The sequence below is a fragment of the Streptomyces sp. NPDC050422 genome (assembly GCF_044458665.1).
Lineage (GTDB): Bacteria > Actinomycetota > Actinomycetes > Streptomycetales > Streptomycetaceae > Streptomyces.
The window spans coordinates 279,108-292,781 of sequence record NZ_JBITIE010000011.1 but is presented as its reverse complement, the minus strand read 5'-3'; the positions used below and the strand labels follow the sequence as shown (position 1 = coordinate 292,781).

Below are 13,674 nucleotides of genomic sequence, written 5' to 3'. Positions count from 1 at the left end.
TCAGATGACTCGGCGGGCCGCGAGAATCTGCGGCTTCCACGACGCGAGGGTCGTGATGCGGACCACGTCGCCGCTGTGCGGGGCGTGGACGATCAGGCCCTGGCCAATGGCCATGCCGACGTGCTCGGGAGCCTTGGCCTTTCCGACGGTGAAGATGAGGTCGCCCGGCCGCAGCGCGCCGACCGACACCGCCTTGCCGTCCTTGACCTGCTCGTACGTCGTCCGCGTCAGGGCGACCCCGGCAGCCTTGTAGGCCTGCTGCATCAGGGAGGAGCAGTCGCACCGGCCCATCGGGTCTATGCTGTGGGACGCGGTGCAGCTCCCGCCCCACTGATACGGCGTGTCGAGCTGGCCGAGCGCCCAGCGGATCGCCGTCTGGACCTTCGCCGGAGCATTGGCCGGGACCGTGTACCCGGTCGGCACCGAACCGGGCGGGATGACACCGAAATCAGCCGCTTCCCCGTTGGCCGCGCAACTACCCGCGGTTTCCCATGACGTGCGGGCGGGGTCGGCCGAGCCGGACGGTGAGGGGCGCGGTGAGGCGTCGCCAGCTTTCGACAGCACGGGTTCGATCGCGTGCTGCAAGGCGGTGGCCAGGGGCTCCCACTTGGCGTATGCATCCGGAAGGCCGGAGCGCTGTACCGCCTGTGCGGCCTGGGTGATGGACAGGGACTGCCAGCCCGAGACCTTCTTCAGCCCCTCGTAGAACTTGGTCGAGGCGTGCACCGGGTCGAGAATCTCGTTCGCGGTGCCCCAGCCCTGCGACGGCCGCTGCTGGAACAACCCCAGCGAATCGCGGTCGCCGTAGTTCAGGTTCCGCAGGCCGCTCTCCTGCAGGGCGGTCGCCAGGGCCACGATCTGCCCCCGGGCCGGGATGTTCATCGCGACGCCAGTGGCCTGGATCGTCTTGGCATTGGGCACCTGATCAGCTGGATCATCCAGTCCCGGAACGGAGGCTGAGCTCTTCTCGCCGCCGTCCAGGATGTTCTTCACCTGAGTGGCAACGGCTGCGGCGTCCGCAGATTGTGCACCGTCGGTCGGGCAGGTGGCCGAAGCGGTCCCGGCGCCGATGGCGAGGATCGGAACAGCCAGTAGCAAGGGTGCGCAGGCGGCAAGACCGACGACGGCTCCGGTGGTCGCCTTCATCGGCGCCGCTCCTCATCGAGGCGGCGGTGCCGGCCGGGCGACCGTGTTGGGCTGAGGTGTGGGGGTGCCAGGGCATGCTGCATCGCAGCGGCTCCTCGGGTGTTCGTAGGAGGCGCGGTGCCGACTTCTCGTGCAAAGCCGCCGGCACCACGCCGATGTGAAGCCGCCCCTCTGGGCGGGACCAGGTCACAGGAGTTCGTAGTTCCCGGACGCCGGTGCCAGGTCACGCGCGGCAGCCGGCCGCGCTCGTAATCTCAGGCAGTACACCCGGCCTCCTCACAGCATGCGGAACGAGAGCGAAGACGCGCCTTCCCCACCGCCCTGTTGGACGAGACAGCACGGATTGGCACAGGTCAGCGGGGGTAAGCGAGGCTTTCGTCCGGTGACTTGGCGAGACAGTAGACCGGCAATCCGGCCGCACCAAACGGCCCTTGGAATCGGACTCGGAGCACGCTTCGCCTCATGGGGCGCGGCCGGGAATCACGGCTAACCTCCAGCGCAACCCCGCCCGAGACAACTGCCGTTGAGCGCTGTTTCGAGCAGATCCCACCGGCCGCGCCTATAGAGAGGCCCCGCACATGAGCTACACGCTGCACCGAGGCGACGCCCTCACCGTGCTCAAGACCCTCCCCGACGAGAGCGTCAACGCCGTGATCACCGACCCCCCATACAACTCCGGAGGCCGGACCAGCTCCGACCGCACCGGCCGCACCGCCCGCGCCAAGTACGTCACCAGCAGCTCGGCCCACGACCTTGCCAACTTCCCCGGAGAGAACCGCGACCAGCGCTCCTACCGCTCCTGGCTCACCGAACTGCTCACAGAGGCGTACCGCGCCTCCACTGAGCACGCGGTAGCCATGGTCTTCACCGACTGGCGCCAGGAACCGACCACCACCGACGCCCTGCAGATGGCCGGCTGGACCTGGAGCGGCACCATCTCGTGGATCAAGCCCGCCAGCCGGCCCCGCAAGGGCGGGCCGAAGCAGGACTCCGAGTTCATCATCTGGGGCGTCAAAGGATCCCTCGACAACACCCGCGACCTCTACCTGCCCGGCCACTACATCGCCTCCCAGCCCCGCAAGGGCCGCGTCCACATCACCCAGAAGCCCGTCGAGGTCATGCAGCAACTGGTACAGATCTGCCCCGAAGGCGGCACCGTCCTCGACCCGTTCACCGGCAGCGGCTCCACGGGCGTTGCGGCCCTGCGCGAGGGTCGCTGCTTCATCGGCGTCGAGCTGTCCTCTCACTACGCTGATGTCGCCGAACAGCGGTTGCGCGCCGAGCTGACGAAGGACGACTTCAAGCTGGCCGGACCGGAGGCATGACCATGAGATCGGATAGCCCGGCGCTGGCGAGCCGCAGACGCCGAAGGGCGGCTGGCGCATTGAGTATCCGATGCACCGGCCGCCCTTCTCGTTGAGTCAGGCCGCCTCGAACGCTCGCCGGATCAGCGGCGCCGCCTTCTCCAGGCCGGCCGCCGAGACGAGGCGCACCTCCAGGTCCCCGGTTCCCAGGTGCCCGATGCCGCGCATGTCGCGGGTGAAGCCCTCCTCCAACACGACCGAGCCCGGATCGAGTCTGAGATAGACCAGGATCGCCTCGTACTTCGGACGGAAGATCACCGACGCCACGTTCACCAGCCGCCGGTAGGCGATGTAGTGCCGCATGGGCGCCACCTGGACCTCGCCCCATGCCGTGAGCGCGTCGTCCAGCTCCCGGTACAGGTCCCGCAGGCACTCAGGCACGAGGCCAGAACTCGCCGGCAATGGGGCCACCGGTGCGGCCGACGCGCTGCCGACCGCCTCCTCCCGCTCCCGATTTCGCCGGGACGAAGCGGCGATCGGGAAGGCAGGCGAGGCGTCAACGAGCAACAGGCCCAGCAGACCGCCCTCGAAGATCCGATAGCGCACCAGGTCGACCCGCTCGGGCAGCCGCTGCACCGCCACACGATCGTGATGGGAGAAGCCGCCCGCGATGCAGACCATCCGCGGACGACGCCAGTCGATCGACGCGGCAACCTCCGCGCCCAGCACCTTCCGCACGAGCGCCTCGAACTCGTGCCGCGCCGACTCCAGCCAGGACAGATAGGAAACCGCCTGGGACAGCACCCCGCTGTCGGAGCCCTTCTTGAACTCAATCACCACCGGGCTGCCATTCTCGTCCAGTCCCAAGGTGTCGATCCGACCTCGGTGCCACGGACCGGTCGCGTACTCCGACACCAGAAACCGAATGCCGAGCATCTGCTCCAGACCGGCCTCAACTCGCCGCTGCAGTTCCACCTCCAGCGCCACCGTCGAACCGGACAGCTCGACATCCCGCCCGTCCGCGTCGCGCCGAAACAACATCAGCTCCGCCACCAGCGCCCCCTCCGTAATCAGTACGAGGGAATCAATCGAAACGGCCGAAGGGATATTCCAGACGAAGGGCAAGCCGCCTGTGGCCAGGCCCAATTGTCGCATCACCGCAACGGATCCATCGGCGCAACCCGCAACAGTGGCTCTATAGGGCATCGGAGGTGTTACTGAGCGTGAAGGGTCAGTGCTGTGCGGCGAACATGCCCTCGATCGCTTTGAGGACAAGGTCGGGACGCTCCGTCGGCACCTCGTGGGACGTGCCCTTAGCGGTGACGAGCGTACGGTTGGGCGCCTCCTGGACGAACGAGGCGGCGGCGTCGCGCCAGCGCTGGGCGTCCTGGGGGGACCCGTCGAACGGGGTCTTCTCCGACACCATGACCGTCGCCGGTACCGACTCCGGCCACGCGACCTTGTGGAATGCCTGGTGTGCCGGGGCGAAGCCCTCCGTGACGGAGATGAGCTGGCGGTTCGCCGGCTTGTCGGGGTCCTTCTTCGCCGCGTCGACCTCCGGCTGGGTCGCGGCTACGAGACGGGGAATCTCCTCGTCCGTGAAGAACTGGGGGAGGTTGGCGTCGATCAGGACCGCGCCGGAGAGCATCTTCGAGTTGTCCTTGGCGAAGTAGTTCGCGACCTCGCCGGCCTGGGAGTGAGACACCAAGGTCACGTCCTTGGTCACGCCCAACTGCTTGAGCCCCGCCTTGAGGTCGCTGACAGCGCTCTCGGCCTTCCACGCGCCGGGTACCACGTCGCTCTTGCCGAGACCGGCCCGGTCGTAGGTGATGACGGTGGCGCCGGTGGCTGCGTGCAGCTCGGGGGCGATGCCCTTCCACTGTGAGGAGTACTCCCCGCCGCCCGAGTCAAGGACGATGGTGGAGTCGTTGCCCTGCGTGACGTAGAAGGCCAGACGGTGACCACCGTTGTCGACCATGTGCAGCTTCGCTTCGCCCGCCTGGGCGGTCCCCGGCGACACGGGAGAGGCCGCGGACGCCGGGGCCGAGGGCTTGGAGGCGGAATCATTGTCGCTGCAGGCCGTGACGCCGCCGGCCGCCACGGCCAGCAGGGCGAGGGCCGACAGAGCCCGGTTCAAGGACCTGCGGCTGGGCGTGGTGCGGGACATGACTGCTCCTTTGAACTACGGGTGCTCTTGGGCCTGCGATATCCATCATTCGCTGAATGGGTTCATCACAGAATCCGGATGGCACGCGTATCAATGGTGTAGTTGAAGCGAGCGTGTGCGGTGGGGTTAACCCCCGACGGGCCTTGACTCAAGGCCGGGTAGTTGGCGTTTTCGCTGGTCACGCAACTCGGGATCTGTGTGATGGCCGCGTAGCGGCCCGTGCGGACTCTCTTGATCCTTCCTCTCTCGGTCCAGCGGGCAAGTTGGCGATAGGTGGCGACGAGGGTGACGTCGCCGAGGAGCACGGCGATCTCCCTTGAGCGTCATAGTCGTTCGGGCTCCGCCTGCAGGATGGTCAGGACACGTGCCATGCGATTTCCGGTGTTCTCCCGGTCGGTCGTCGCGGGCAGTGCGGGCTGCGGCGGTGGGGGCGGCAGGAGAGTGATCGTCGTCGAGGTCACGACCTTGCTGCTGTCGGGTCGGCCGTCCAATTTTCTCTCCGAATAGCGGGAGATGGGTGCCTTCACCTTGCGGTGCTGACGGGGCTTCGCCGTGCGGGCGACAGCGTCGACAGGACTCGCCGGCCGATCTTCCCGATGCCCTGCTCGAAGACTCCTTTCGCGATTACCAGCAGATCGCGAGTGGTTTGGAGGGCGATAATGAAGCCGCAGCGGTCGGGATCGGTGCCCGGCCGGGGCTCCGCCGCCTCGACCATGGTGCGGCGCAGAAGCTGGTAGAGGGTGAGCAAGGCCCACATCTCCTGCTCGACACCGACCGGATCGTGCGAGCGCAGGACCCGTGCGTGCAGGCTGGTTTGGCGGAGCGCGTAGTAGATGCTCTCGTGCTCCCAGCGCTCGTTGATACAGGTGCACGAGGCGGTCGGCGGGGTAGCGACGGGCGTCCAGCAGCGTGGTTGCCAGGCGGTAGGAACCCTCGAAGGCGCTGCCGCCCGTGCAGAGGACGCTTACCCGGGCCTCGATGATGCGTACCGGGACGCCGCCGATGACCGAGAGGAAGGAGGAGTCGGCGAGCGCCTTCAGAACCGGTGGGCGGCGGCGCTGGTTGATGCGGCCCAAGACCTGTGCGCCGGTGGAGTGCACGGCGGCGAGGAAGTCGTTGCCGTCGAAGCCTCGGTCCCACAACGCCAGCATCTCGGGGCCCAGATGGTGCAACAGTCTGGTGGTGTACGAGGTTTCGCCCTCCCGGGTGGGGCCGAAGACCGCTCCGCTGGTCTGTCGGGGATGCCGGTCGTCCGCCCGAGCACGAAAGCGCTACGTGATCTGCGCCGCAGAGTCGGCAGCGCACCGGTGCGGGCGTTGTTCGAGGTGCTTGCCGGGCCGAACGTTCCGTGGTCCAGATCAACTTCGACACACCTTCGCCAATCGGCTCAGCCGTCACCTCTTCGCCCGCGATGTCGACCCACCTCGCCCGCCCCCTCCCACGTTCCAGAGTTCGTCGACTCCAGGACCGAAAGACCGAGCTTCTCCAGGGCCGGGGCAAGCGCGAGTGCGGGCACCTCGCGGTGGAAGACGACCCTCCCGCTGCCCGCGCTCCAGGATGAAGGCGTCCCGCGTGCGAAAAGGTGCGATTACCGCGGCCACGCGCTCCGCGCCCAGGTCGCGGTGCGCCAGCGAAATCCGCATGCGGTAGCGGTCACCGACCAGACCTGCAGAAGGGCCTATCCGTGCAGGGCCGAGTTTGCGGTGCCGCGGCTCGCAGATCCGGTCCTCGATCGCGGCGGAGGTGCGGTGTTGTCGGCGGGCGACTGGGACGGTCGCACAGGCCCGCGTCGCCTTCGGTCCGCCAGCGCTCGTGGGCCGCAGCTCGGGAGATGTCCATTTCGTCAGCGTCATGGGCCACGGGGCGACCGGCCCGGGCCCGGTCGCCCAGGAGCCGGCGGCCATGAACGGTCAGCCGGGCATGGGGGTGAGGCACGAAGACCTCTGCTGTGATGGGGAATGCGGTAGGCCATCTGGGTTCAAGGCGGGGAGCGTGGCCATGCACGAGGCCGCCGGCCATCAGGTCGGCGGCCTCTGGTGGGTGCGAGACCTTGGTGGCAGGCGGCGAGGTCAGGCCGTGAGGCGGGTGCCGCGGCGCCAGACGGCGCGGGTGTTGAGGGTGTCGGAGATGGTGGTGGTGGGGTCGCCGTCGACGAGGAGGAGGTCGGCGCGCAGGCCCTCGGCGATGCGGCCGCGGTCATCGAGGCCGAAGCGGCGGGCGGTGGTGGCGGTGCCCGCACGCAGGGCCTGGGTAGGGGTGAGGCCGGCACGGGTCAGGTACTGCAGTTCGTGGTGGACGCTGGCACCGTGGGCGAGCCCGCCCAAGAAGGGCAGGGGAAGGGAGACGTCGGTGCCGACCAGCAGGTCCACTCCGGCATCGCTGAGCGTCTTGACGGTGGCCAGGACATCCTCGATCTTGCCCTGGGGGTAGTGGCCGAAGCTGGAGCGCAGGGCCTTGTCCCAGTCCGCATCCAGTCGGGAGGCGACGCGCTCGTCGTCGGCAAGGTCACTGCCGGTGATGCCCATCATGGAGGCGTTGAGGACGACGCAGGGGACGACGAACACTCCGGCATTCTTCACCAGGTTGATGATCTCGTCAGTGTGGGGCCGGTCCATGAACAAGTGGGCCAGGCCATCGATGCCCGCCTCGATGGCCATGCGGGTGGCGTCCACTGTCAGGGCGTGGGCGACGGTGAGCATGCCGTGCTTCTTCGCCTCGGCCACGCCCGCGTTCAAGGTGGCCTGGTCGAGCATGGGCAGCCCGGGGTGCCCTTCGATGCTGCCGTCGTCCACCATGAATTTGATGTAGTCCGAGCCGCGTTCGATCAGCTGCGGGATGAACGCGACGGCTTCTTCGGGGGTGGTGGAAAACGGCATCAGCGGCGGCTCGCCTGCGGGCTTGGCACCGGGGGGCGGGCCCGGACGGAAGCCTTCGGGAAACAACTCGCTCGGGTGGCCGCCCGGCGGGGTGATGCCGAAACCGGAGGAGCGCACGTCGGCGACGGTGTCGTCCTCGCTGATGTGGGCCCGATTGTCCCGCGTATTGGTGCCCTGCATCTCCAACTCGGTCGTCACACCGAACCGCAGCGCCAGAGCCAGCGCGTCCTTGCCTGTGTGGACGTGGGCGTCGAGCAGGCCCGGCAGCAGCGTGGCGCCACTGCCGTCGACGATGTCGGCCCCGGCGGGGACGTCGCCGCCGATGCGGGCGATCCGCCCGCCGTCGACGAGCACGGTGGTCACGCCCAGCGTCTTCTCACCGTCGAAGACCCGGGCACCGGTGATAGCGGTCACGGACATGCTTACCTCGATCCTGAAGTATGGACCCTCAATATATAGCTAAAGCTATGGACATGCATTACGGCATGAACATGTGTGTCGACTGAAACTCCTTAGGATGGCGACATGAGCAGCTCGTCAACGCCCCCGGGAACCGGCAAGGCCCTCTTCGATCAGGTCGGACCTGCCCTGTCACGACTGCGGCGGCGCACCTCGGGCGGGCGTGGGGATCTGACCCGCAACCTTGTCCTGAACGTGGTCGCGGACGCGCCCGGCGAGATGACGGTCGGCGGCGTTGCCGCCGAGATGAGAGTCACCCAGCCCGTCGCCAGCCGGACCATTGCCGCCTGCATCGCCGACGGGCTGCTGCGGCGAGCCGCGTCTCAGGCGGATGGCCGACGCACCGTCCTTGAGCTCACGGACGCCGGCGAGGCCGAGCGGCGGCGCTTCGCCTCCGAACAGCGCCAGACCTTTGAACACATCACCGCAGCATGGGAGCCGGCCGAACGCATCCAGTTCGCCCAGTCCCTCATCCGCTACAGCCAGGACGCCGGCGTCTGGTCCGCTCAGCAACACCGCCGCGGCGGGGCTGACGCGAGTACCCCCTCACAGGACTGAACACCCCACAGCGCGATAGTGCGGGGCCGCGTTCACAACGTGCGTCAGGCACAACACACCACCCTCGGGCGAGACCCAGCGAAGAGGTCGAAACATGCCCCTGTTCGCTGCCGACAACGCTCGCGCTCAGTACACCCGGTCCGCCTGCCAGCGCCTCGATGAGTGCCTGTCGACCCGGGAGGCGCCCGTAGAGCGTGCGCCCGCACCACGCCCGCGGCGCGGGTGACCACAACAGGCCCCAGAGAGTGAGGCGAGGGTGATCTTCTCGTCCCGAGGTGCGCCGCATGGCCGATCAAGCGGCCGACTGCGAGCGTCTGGCCATCCCCAGGGGCTCCGTCGCGACCTGGGAGGACGGCTTTCCGGTCCCGGCCCGGCGGGCCCGGGGCCTTCCCACCGGGCAAGGGCGAAAGCCTGGTACGCCAGCGTGCCGCGTCGGTCAACCCGATCGACTGCCGCCGACGCGGCGGCTACGGCCGCGCCCTCCTGCACCTTCGCGGCATTGGAGGCTTCCCGCAGATCGTGCAGCACCCTGCCGTCCTCGCCCTGCTGGAACGGTCTGGGTCAACTGCACAGACCTGCAGGGCCGGAAGGCGGCGGCTGGTCACGCTGTTACGGCCAGAGGTGCCGCGGATGGCCGAGCGGCTGGGCGAGGAAGCCCTCGCCGCCCTGGACGAGCAGACCGTCACCGTTCCAGGGATCGAGGCGGCCGCGCTGATCGTCCCGAGCCTGGCTCGATCCCTGACGGCGTGCTTGACCAGCGGAACTTCTGGCCGGGCGGATCGAAGAACTCCTGGAGGCCCACCTTCTTTCGAAAGTCCTGACGTCCATGCCGGGAGTCGGCGTCAGGACCGGAGCCCGCATCCTGATCGAGGTTGGCGACGGCAGCACCTCCCTGACCGCCGGCCTCCTCGCCGCCTACGCCGAATTCGCCCCTGCGACCCGCAGTTCCGGGGCCTCGATCCGCGGCGAACAACCATCCCGACGCGGAATCAAGCAGTTCAAACAGCCCTCCTCCTCTCCGCGTTCGCCTCCCTGGGCGCCCCGCATCGCGGGCCTATTACGACAAGATACGCCGGAGCCGACACGACTGACGCTTCCCCCGAGGGCCCCTCAGACGCCCACATGGCTTGACGAGAGAGGCAGGGGCCCCGCGACAAGCGCTGTCGCCCGGTCTGGGTTGTGCGCTTGGCCGTCAGGATTCACCCCTCCGGGGCTCAGCGGATGGTGAGGCCGCCGTCGACGGCCAGGATGGCGCCGGTCGTCCACTGGGCCGAGGCGAGGTAGGCGGCCGCGGTGGCGATGTCGTGGGCGGTGCCCAAACGTCCCAGGGGGTAGGAGTGCTCGATCTGCTGATCGTGTACGGCGCGCTGCTCTGCGGTCATGGGGGCGAGGTAAGAGCGTTCGTAGGTCGGTGTGTGTACCGCCCCCGGAGCGATGGCGTTGACGCGGACTCCTTGGGGGCCGAGTTCGTTGGCCAACGCCCGGGTCATGGAGTTGAGTGCTCCGCGGGTGGCGGAGTAGGCCGCCGAATGGCGGCCGGCGACCATCTTGTGGGCCCAGTAGCTGCTGATGTTGATGATGCTTCCGTGGCCGTTCAGGAGAGCGGGCAGCATTTGCTGGCTGAGCAGCAGCGGCACTTGGACGTTGAGGTGCCACATCGTGTTCATCGCGTCGATGGTGGTGTCGGCCAGGGAAGCGAAGTGTGCGGTGCCGACGTTGTTGACGAGAGTGTCGACCCGGTCGGACAGATTTCCAACCTGTTCGGCGATCTGAGCGGGGGCATCCAACGCGGAGAGGTCTGCGGACACGGTGTGCACTGTGGTGCCGTGCCGTCCCAGTTCCTTGGCGGCGGCCTGGAGTTTGTCGTGGTTGCGGGCGACGAGGATCAGGTTCGCTCCGTCGGCGGCGAGGGCGTCGGCGATAGCAAGGCCAAGGCCCTCGCTGCCGCCGGTGACGAGGGCGAGGGGAGCGGTGTTGCGGTGCTCGTGCATGTCAGAATCCATCAGTGTGATCGGTGGACGCGCTCAGGGGCGCGAATCGGCGTAGCTCTTCAAGCTGGTCGACGGGGGTTTTCTCGATGCCGGCGGGGACGTCACTGCCCAGGGGGGCCGCAGCGGCGGCGTTGCATGTCGGCGAGGGCGCCAAGCGCCTGGGCCATGCCGGCGGGATCGCCGATCTGGCCTTCCGCGGCGCCTGCGGAGCGTGTGAGCCAGCGTTCTGGGTGGGCAGCGCCAGTAGCCGCAGCTGCGTGTCGTTGCGCGAGGTTGCGATGACTCGCTCGCCTGCTCAGAACCTCGCGGACCAGCGTCCGGCCCAGGCCGCCGGATGCACCGGTGATCAGCGATACGCGGGCGACCACGCTCTGCACCTCCCAAACGTTCCAAACGGACGAACCCTGTCCGCTTTCTTTAGCGTAAGGAAACGGACAGGGAATGTCCATTTGTGGGTAGGGTGGGGGCATGAACGCTGAGCAACCTGCAGCGACCCAGGAGGCAGCGATGCCACTGCGCATCGATGCACAGCGCAATGCCGCGCTTGTTTTGGCGGCAGCGCGCCGCGCCGTCGCATCCCATGGGCTGGACGTGAGCTATCACGAGATCGCGCGGGAGGCCGGCGTCGGTGTGGGCACCGTCTATCGGCGCTACTCCGAACGTGACCAGCTCATGGCAGCCGTGCTGGGCGACATCCTCGGTGAACTGACCGACACCGCGCACCAGGCTCTGGACTCCGACGACGCCTGGGAAGGCTTCTCTCTGCTGTTCACCAGCCTGGCCATACGCACCGCGCAGAACGCCGGACTGTCCGGCTCCCTGGACCAGCATGGCGGGCCCGCCATCACCAAGCAGCGCCACCAGCTCCTCGAACTTGTCCACAAGGTCATCGAGCGCGCCCAGGACGACGGGCACCTTCGCCGGGATCTCGCCTGGCAGGATGTGCTGCAACTGACGGGGGCCGTGGCGGTGCAGGGATGTGTGCTGGGATGTGAGCCTGATCCGGCACGCGGTCACCGCTCTGTGCTGACTGTTCTTCTCGATGGTCTGCGGGTGGGCGGGTAGTGCGTCAGTGGCTGATGCCGCCGTCCAGAGGCAAGATGACGCCGTGGCATAGCCGGAGCGGTCCCTGAGCGGCCAGGTCGCGGCCCAGGGTTTCGGCGTAGTCGGCTGGCGTCCGGTTCCTGACGGATGGCCAGGTTGAGCGAGTTTCGACGCAGAACAGGCACGGAAGTCCGTGATCACGGAGTCCTGCCTTTCTTGATGTGGGTCTGAGTTGGTCATTCGTAAGAACCTGTTGTCTTTCCGGGTGTGATCGCCGGGCTTCCGCTGGGCAGGCGTAGACTCGCCTGCTCTGCAGTGGAGATGGCACGTCGTGTTCTCTCTTTGGTGGAGGTGCCGGATGCCGTCGGTGATGGGGTTGATCGAGGAGCGGGAGATCGCTGCCCGGCAGCGGGTGGAGTCGCTGCGGGGCGAGCCGGACCGGCTCGTTGCCGAGCTGGAGGAGGCGGAGGCCGCGCAGGATCGCCTTGTGATCGCCAAGGCGGGGGTAAGTGAGGTGCTGTCCGAGGCCGGCGAGCCCGAGGGTGTGCGAGTTTCCCGGGAGGGCCAGCCGGTTGAGCCGGGGCCGGCGGTGGCCCGGGCGGTGCCCGGCGCGGTGGTGCTGGTGCGGCGGGAAGGGCTGGACGTTTCGGTGCTGTCGCCGGACTATCAGCGGATCGTGCATGTCCTGGCCGACCGTGATCGGTCCGGCGAGGGGCCGGCGATCTGCCGGCAACTCGCTGACGGCGTGGGCCTCGAACTGGTCCCTGCGAAGATCGAAGGGGTGCGGTCCAAGGCGAAGCGCCTGGCCGCGCGGGGTTGGCTCGTCGAGAGCAGCCCGGGCTCCTTCAGCGTCGCCGTTTCGTGAGGCGGCGGCTCATGACCATGGTCATCGACCACAGCACCATCGCCTCGGACGTCGCCCGATCATGGAGTTCTCTACGCTTCATGATCTCCGGGGGATCCGTGCCTGCCGTCCCATCAGCGGCCTGGACCCGTCTGTTATCGCGTTCGCCGGGGACTCCGCCGGCGGCTACTCGGTCACCACCGCCCTGGCGGCCCGCGACGCGGGGCTTCCGCTGCCTGCCGTGATCGTGGCCTTCTCCCCGGGCTTGGACGCCACGCGGACCGGGGAGAGCATGACGACCAAGGACGGCATCGATCCGATCTTCATCCGCGAGGCCGTGATGCACACCGGGGCCATGTATCTCGCCGGCCAGGACCCCGAACAGCCCCTCCTCAGTCCGGCCCTTTTTGCCGACCTGACCGGGTTCCCCCCGCTTCTCATCCAGGTGGGCACCAACGAGATCCTCCTCGACGATTCCACCCGCCTCGCCGCCCGCGCCCGCGACGCCGGAGCCGACGTCATCCTCGACATCACCGCCGACGCCCCGCACGTCTTCCAGGCCTTCGCCGGCGGCACCCTCGACGAAGCCGACCAGGCACTCGACCGCGCCGCTCTCTTCCTCACCCAGCACTTCCTCACCCCCTGACGCCCCAACCGCACCAGTGCGACGGGGCATCACCCCGAGACCGCGGCTGTGCCATCGGCGGGCGGGCGCGGGCCCGGGATGGTCAGGGCGGTCAGGTCCAGGTCGAGGGGCCGGTTCATGTCGAGCGCGAACCGGCCGTAGATCTCCCTATCCGGACACCTTCGAGTGACGCCTGAAATCGCGCCGTGGCCGTGGGTGTACAGGCTTCGTTGGGCCATTCGAGTGGAGGCTGGGGGAGGCCGGTGTGCGGGTGGTCAAGGAACGCGATGGCGGTGTCGTACGGCGAGTCCGGTTGGGCGACGGCGATGGCGAACAGGTCACGGCGGCCTGCCGCTTCCTGGATCATCTGGTCGACCGAGGTTCCTCGCCGCACCTCGGCGAACAAGTTCGTTCGGGACTCCGTGGCGGTCGCACGCGGTCAGCCGGGGACTGTTGTGATTGCAGCGCTCGCCCGGCCCGTACAGGTACGAGAGCAGACCGGCGGTGTTGCTGGCGCGCTGCAGGTGGGCAATCACGGCGTCTACCTCGAACGGGAAGTGGCGAACAGGAGCCCGGGAGTTCGAGCTGTCAGGTTGAGAGGATCCGCACAGTCCGCGATTTGGTGCGGCCGGAAATCGCTGGTAGACGCCGCCGCTCACC

14 protein-coding genes and 2 pseudogenes are annotated in these 13,674 nt (G+C 68.1%); 6 read left to right on the top strand and 10 right to left on the bottom strand.

What is annotated here, in order from left to right:
* A complete protein-coding gene (locus ACIBJG_RS19700; protein WP_399308801.1) occupies positions 1 to 1,146 on the bottom strand; it encodes a C40 family peptidase in 1,146 nt (381 codons plus the stop codon).
* Between the two features lie 578 nt (positions 1,147 to 1,724).
* On the opposite strand from ACIBJG_RS19700, the gene ACIBJG_RS19695 reads away from it, so the two are divergent.
* Positions 1,725 to 2,471 carry a DNA-methyltransferase gene (locus ACIBJG_RS19695; protein WP_399308799.1) on the top strand — a complete coding sequence of 249 codons (747 nt, stop codon included), beginning with the start codon at positions 1,725 to 1,727 and terminating at the stop codon, positions 2,469 to 2,471.
* Between the two features lie 96 nt (positions 2,472 to 2,567).
* Here ACIBJG_RS19695 and ACIBJG_RS19690 read toward each other — a convergent pair whose 3' ends face one another.
* The 7 genes and pseudogenes from ACIBJG_RS19690 to ACIBJG_RS19660 form a co-directional block, all read right to left on the bottom strand.
* Positions 2,568 to 3,503, bottom strand: a complete 936-nt coding sequence (locus ACIBJG_RS19690) for a DUF5655 domain-containing protein (RefSeq protein WP_399308797.1) — start codon at positions 3,501 to 3,503, stop codon at positions 2,568 to 2,570.
* 178 nt (positions 3,504 to 3,681) lie between these two features.
* A complete protein-coding gene (locus ACIBJG_RS19685; RefSeq protein WP_399308795.1) occupies positions 3,682 to 4,617 on the bottom strand; it encodes an alpha/beta fold hydrolase in 936 nt (311 codons plus the stop codon).
* Between the two features lie 65 nt (positions 4,618 to 4,682).
* On the bottom strand, positions 4,683 to 4,922 hold the full coding sequence (locus tag ACIBJG_RS19680; RefSeq protein ID WP_399308793.1) for a hypothetical protein: 240 nt from the start codon (positions 4,920 to 4,922) through the stop codon (positions 4,683 to 4,685).
* A gap of 18 nt (positions 4,923 to 4,940) precedes the next feature.
* A complete protein-coding gene (locus tag ACIBJG_RS19675; protein ID WP_399308791.1) occupies positions 4,941 to 5,108 on the bottom strand; it encodes a hypothetical protein in 168 nt (55 codons plus the stop codon).
* A gap of 32 nt (positions 5,109 to 5,140) precedes the next feature.
* Positions 5,141 to 5,365: a hypothetical protein gene (locus ACIBJG_RS19670; RefSeq protein ID WP_399308789.1), complete on the bottom strand. Its 225-nt coding sequence runs from the start codon at positions 5,363 to 5,365 to the stop codon at positions 5,141 to 5,143.
* A gap of 913 nt (positions 5,366 to 6,278) precedes the next feature.
* Positions 6,279 to 6,552 (bottom strand): annotated as a pseudogene (locus ACIBJG_RS19665) (IS481 family transposase); the annotation flags it as partial.
* Positions 6,553 to 6,686: 134 nt separating this feature from the next.
* The gene (locus ACIBJG_RS19660) at positions 6,687 to 7,913 is read right to left on the bottom strand and encodes an amidohydrolase family protein (RefSeq protein ID WP_399308787.1); all 1,227 of its coding nucleotides are present in this window, start codon (positions 7,911 to 7,913) and stop codon (positions 6,687 to 6,689) included.
* 105 nt (positions 7,914 to 8,018) lie between these two features.
* Here ACIBJG_RS19660 and ACIBJG_RS19655 point away from each other — a divergent pair, with 105 nt between their 5' ends.
* A complete protein-coding gene (locus tag ACIBJG_RS19655; protein WP_399308785.1) occupies positions 8,019 to 8,510 on the top strand; it encodes a MarR family winged helix-turn-helix transcriptional regulator in 492 nt (163 codons plus the stop codon).
* 519 nt (positions 8,511 to 9,029) lie between these two features.
* Positions 9,030 to 9,595: pseudogene (locus ACIBJG_RS19650) on the top strand (transposase); the annotation flags it as partial.
* 129 nt (positions 9,596 to 9,724) lie between these two features.
* On the opposite strand, the gene ACIBJG_RS19645 reads toward ACIBJG_RS19650, so the two are convergent.
* Complete coding sequence (locus ACIBJG_RS19645) at positions 9,725 to 10,501, bottom strand: SDR family NAD(P)-dependent oxidoreductase (RefSeq protein ID WP_399308783.1); 777 nt, start codon at positions 10,499 to 10,501, stop codon at positions 9,725 to 9,727.
* 468 nt (positions 10,502 to 10,969) lie between these two features.
* On the opposite strand from ACIBJG_RS19645, the gene ACIBJG_RS19640 reads away from it, so the two are divergent.
* From ACIBJG_RS19640 to ACIBJG_RS19630, 3 genes are all read left to right on the top strand, one after another.
* Entirely contained in the window at positions 10,970 to 11,566 is a 597-nt protein-coding gene (locus tag ACIBJG_RS19640; RefSeq protein WP_399308781.1) for a TetR/AcrR family transcriptional regulator, read from the top strand.
* Between the two features lie 337 nt (positions 11,567 to 11,903).
* A complete protein-coding gene (locus ACIBJG_RS19635) occupies positions 11,904 to 12,410 on the top strand; it encodes a hypothetical protein (protein ID WP_399308779.1) in 507 nt (168 codons plus the stop codon).
* Positions 12,411 to 12,471: 61 nt separating this feature from the next.
* Positions 12,472 to 13,035 (top strand): alpha/beta hydrolase fold domain-containing protein, encoded by a 564-nt coding sequence (locus tag ACIBJG_RS19630; RefSeq protein WP_399308778.1) that lies wholly within the window; start codon positions 12,472 to 12,474, stop codon positions 13,033 to 13,035.
* Positions 13,036 to 13,064: 29 nt separating this feature from the next.
* Here ACIBJG_RS19630 and ACIBJG_RS19625 read toward each other — a convergent pair whose 3' ends face one another.
* Positions 13,065 to 13,253 (bottom strand): hypothetical protein, encoded by a 189-nt coding sequence (locus ACIBJG_RS19625; protein WP_399308777.1) that lies wholly within the window; start codon positions 13,251 to 13,253, stop codon positions 13,065 to 13,067.
* Positions 13,254 to 13,674 lie beyond the last annotated feature (421 nt).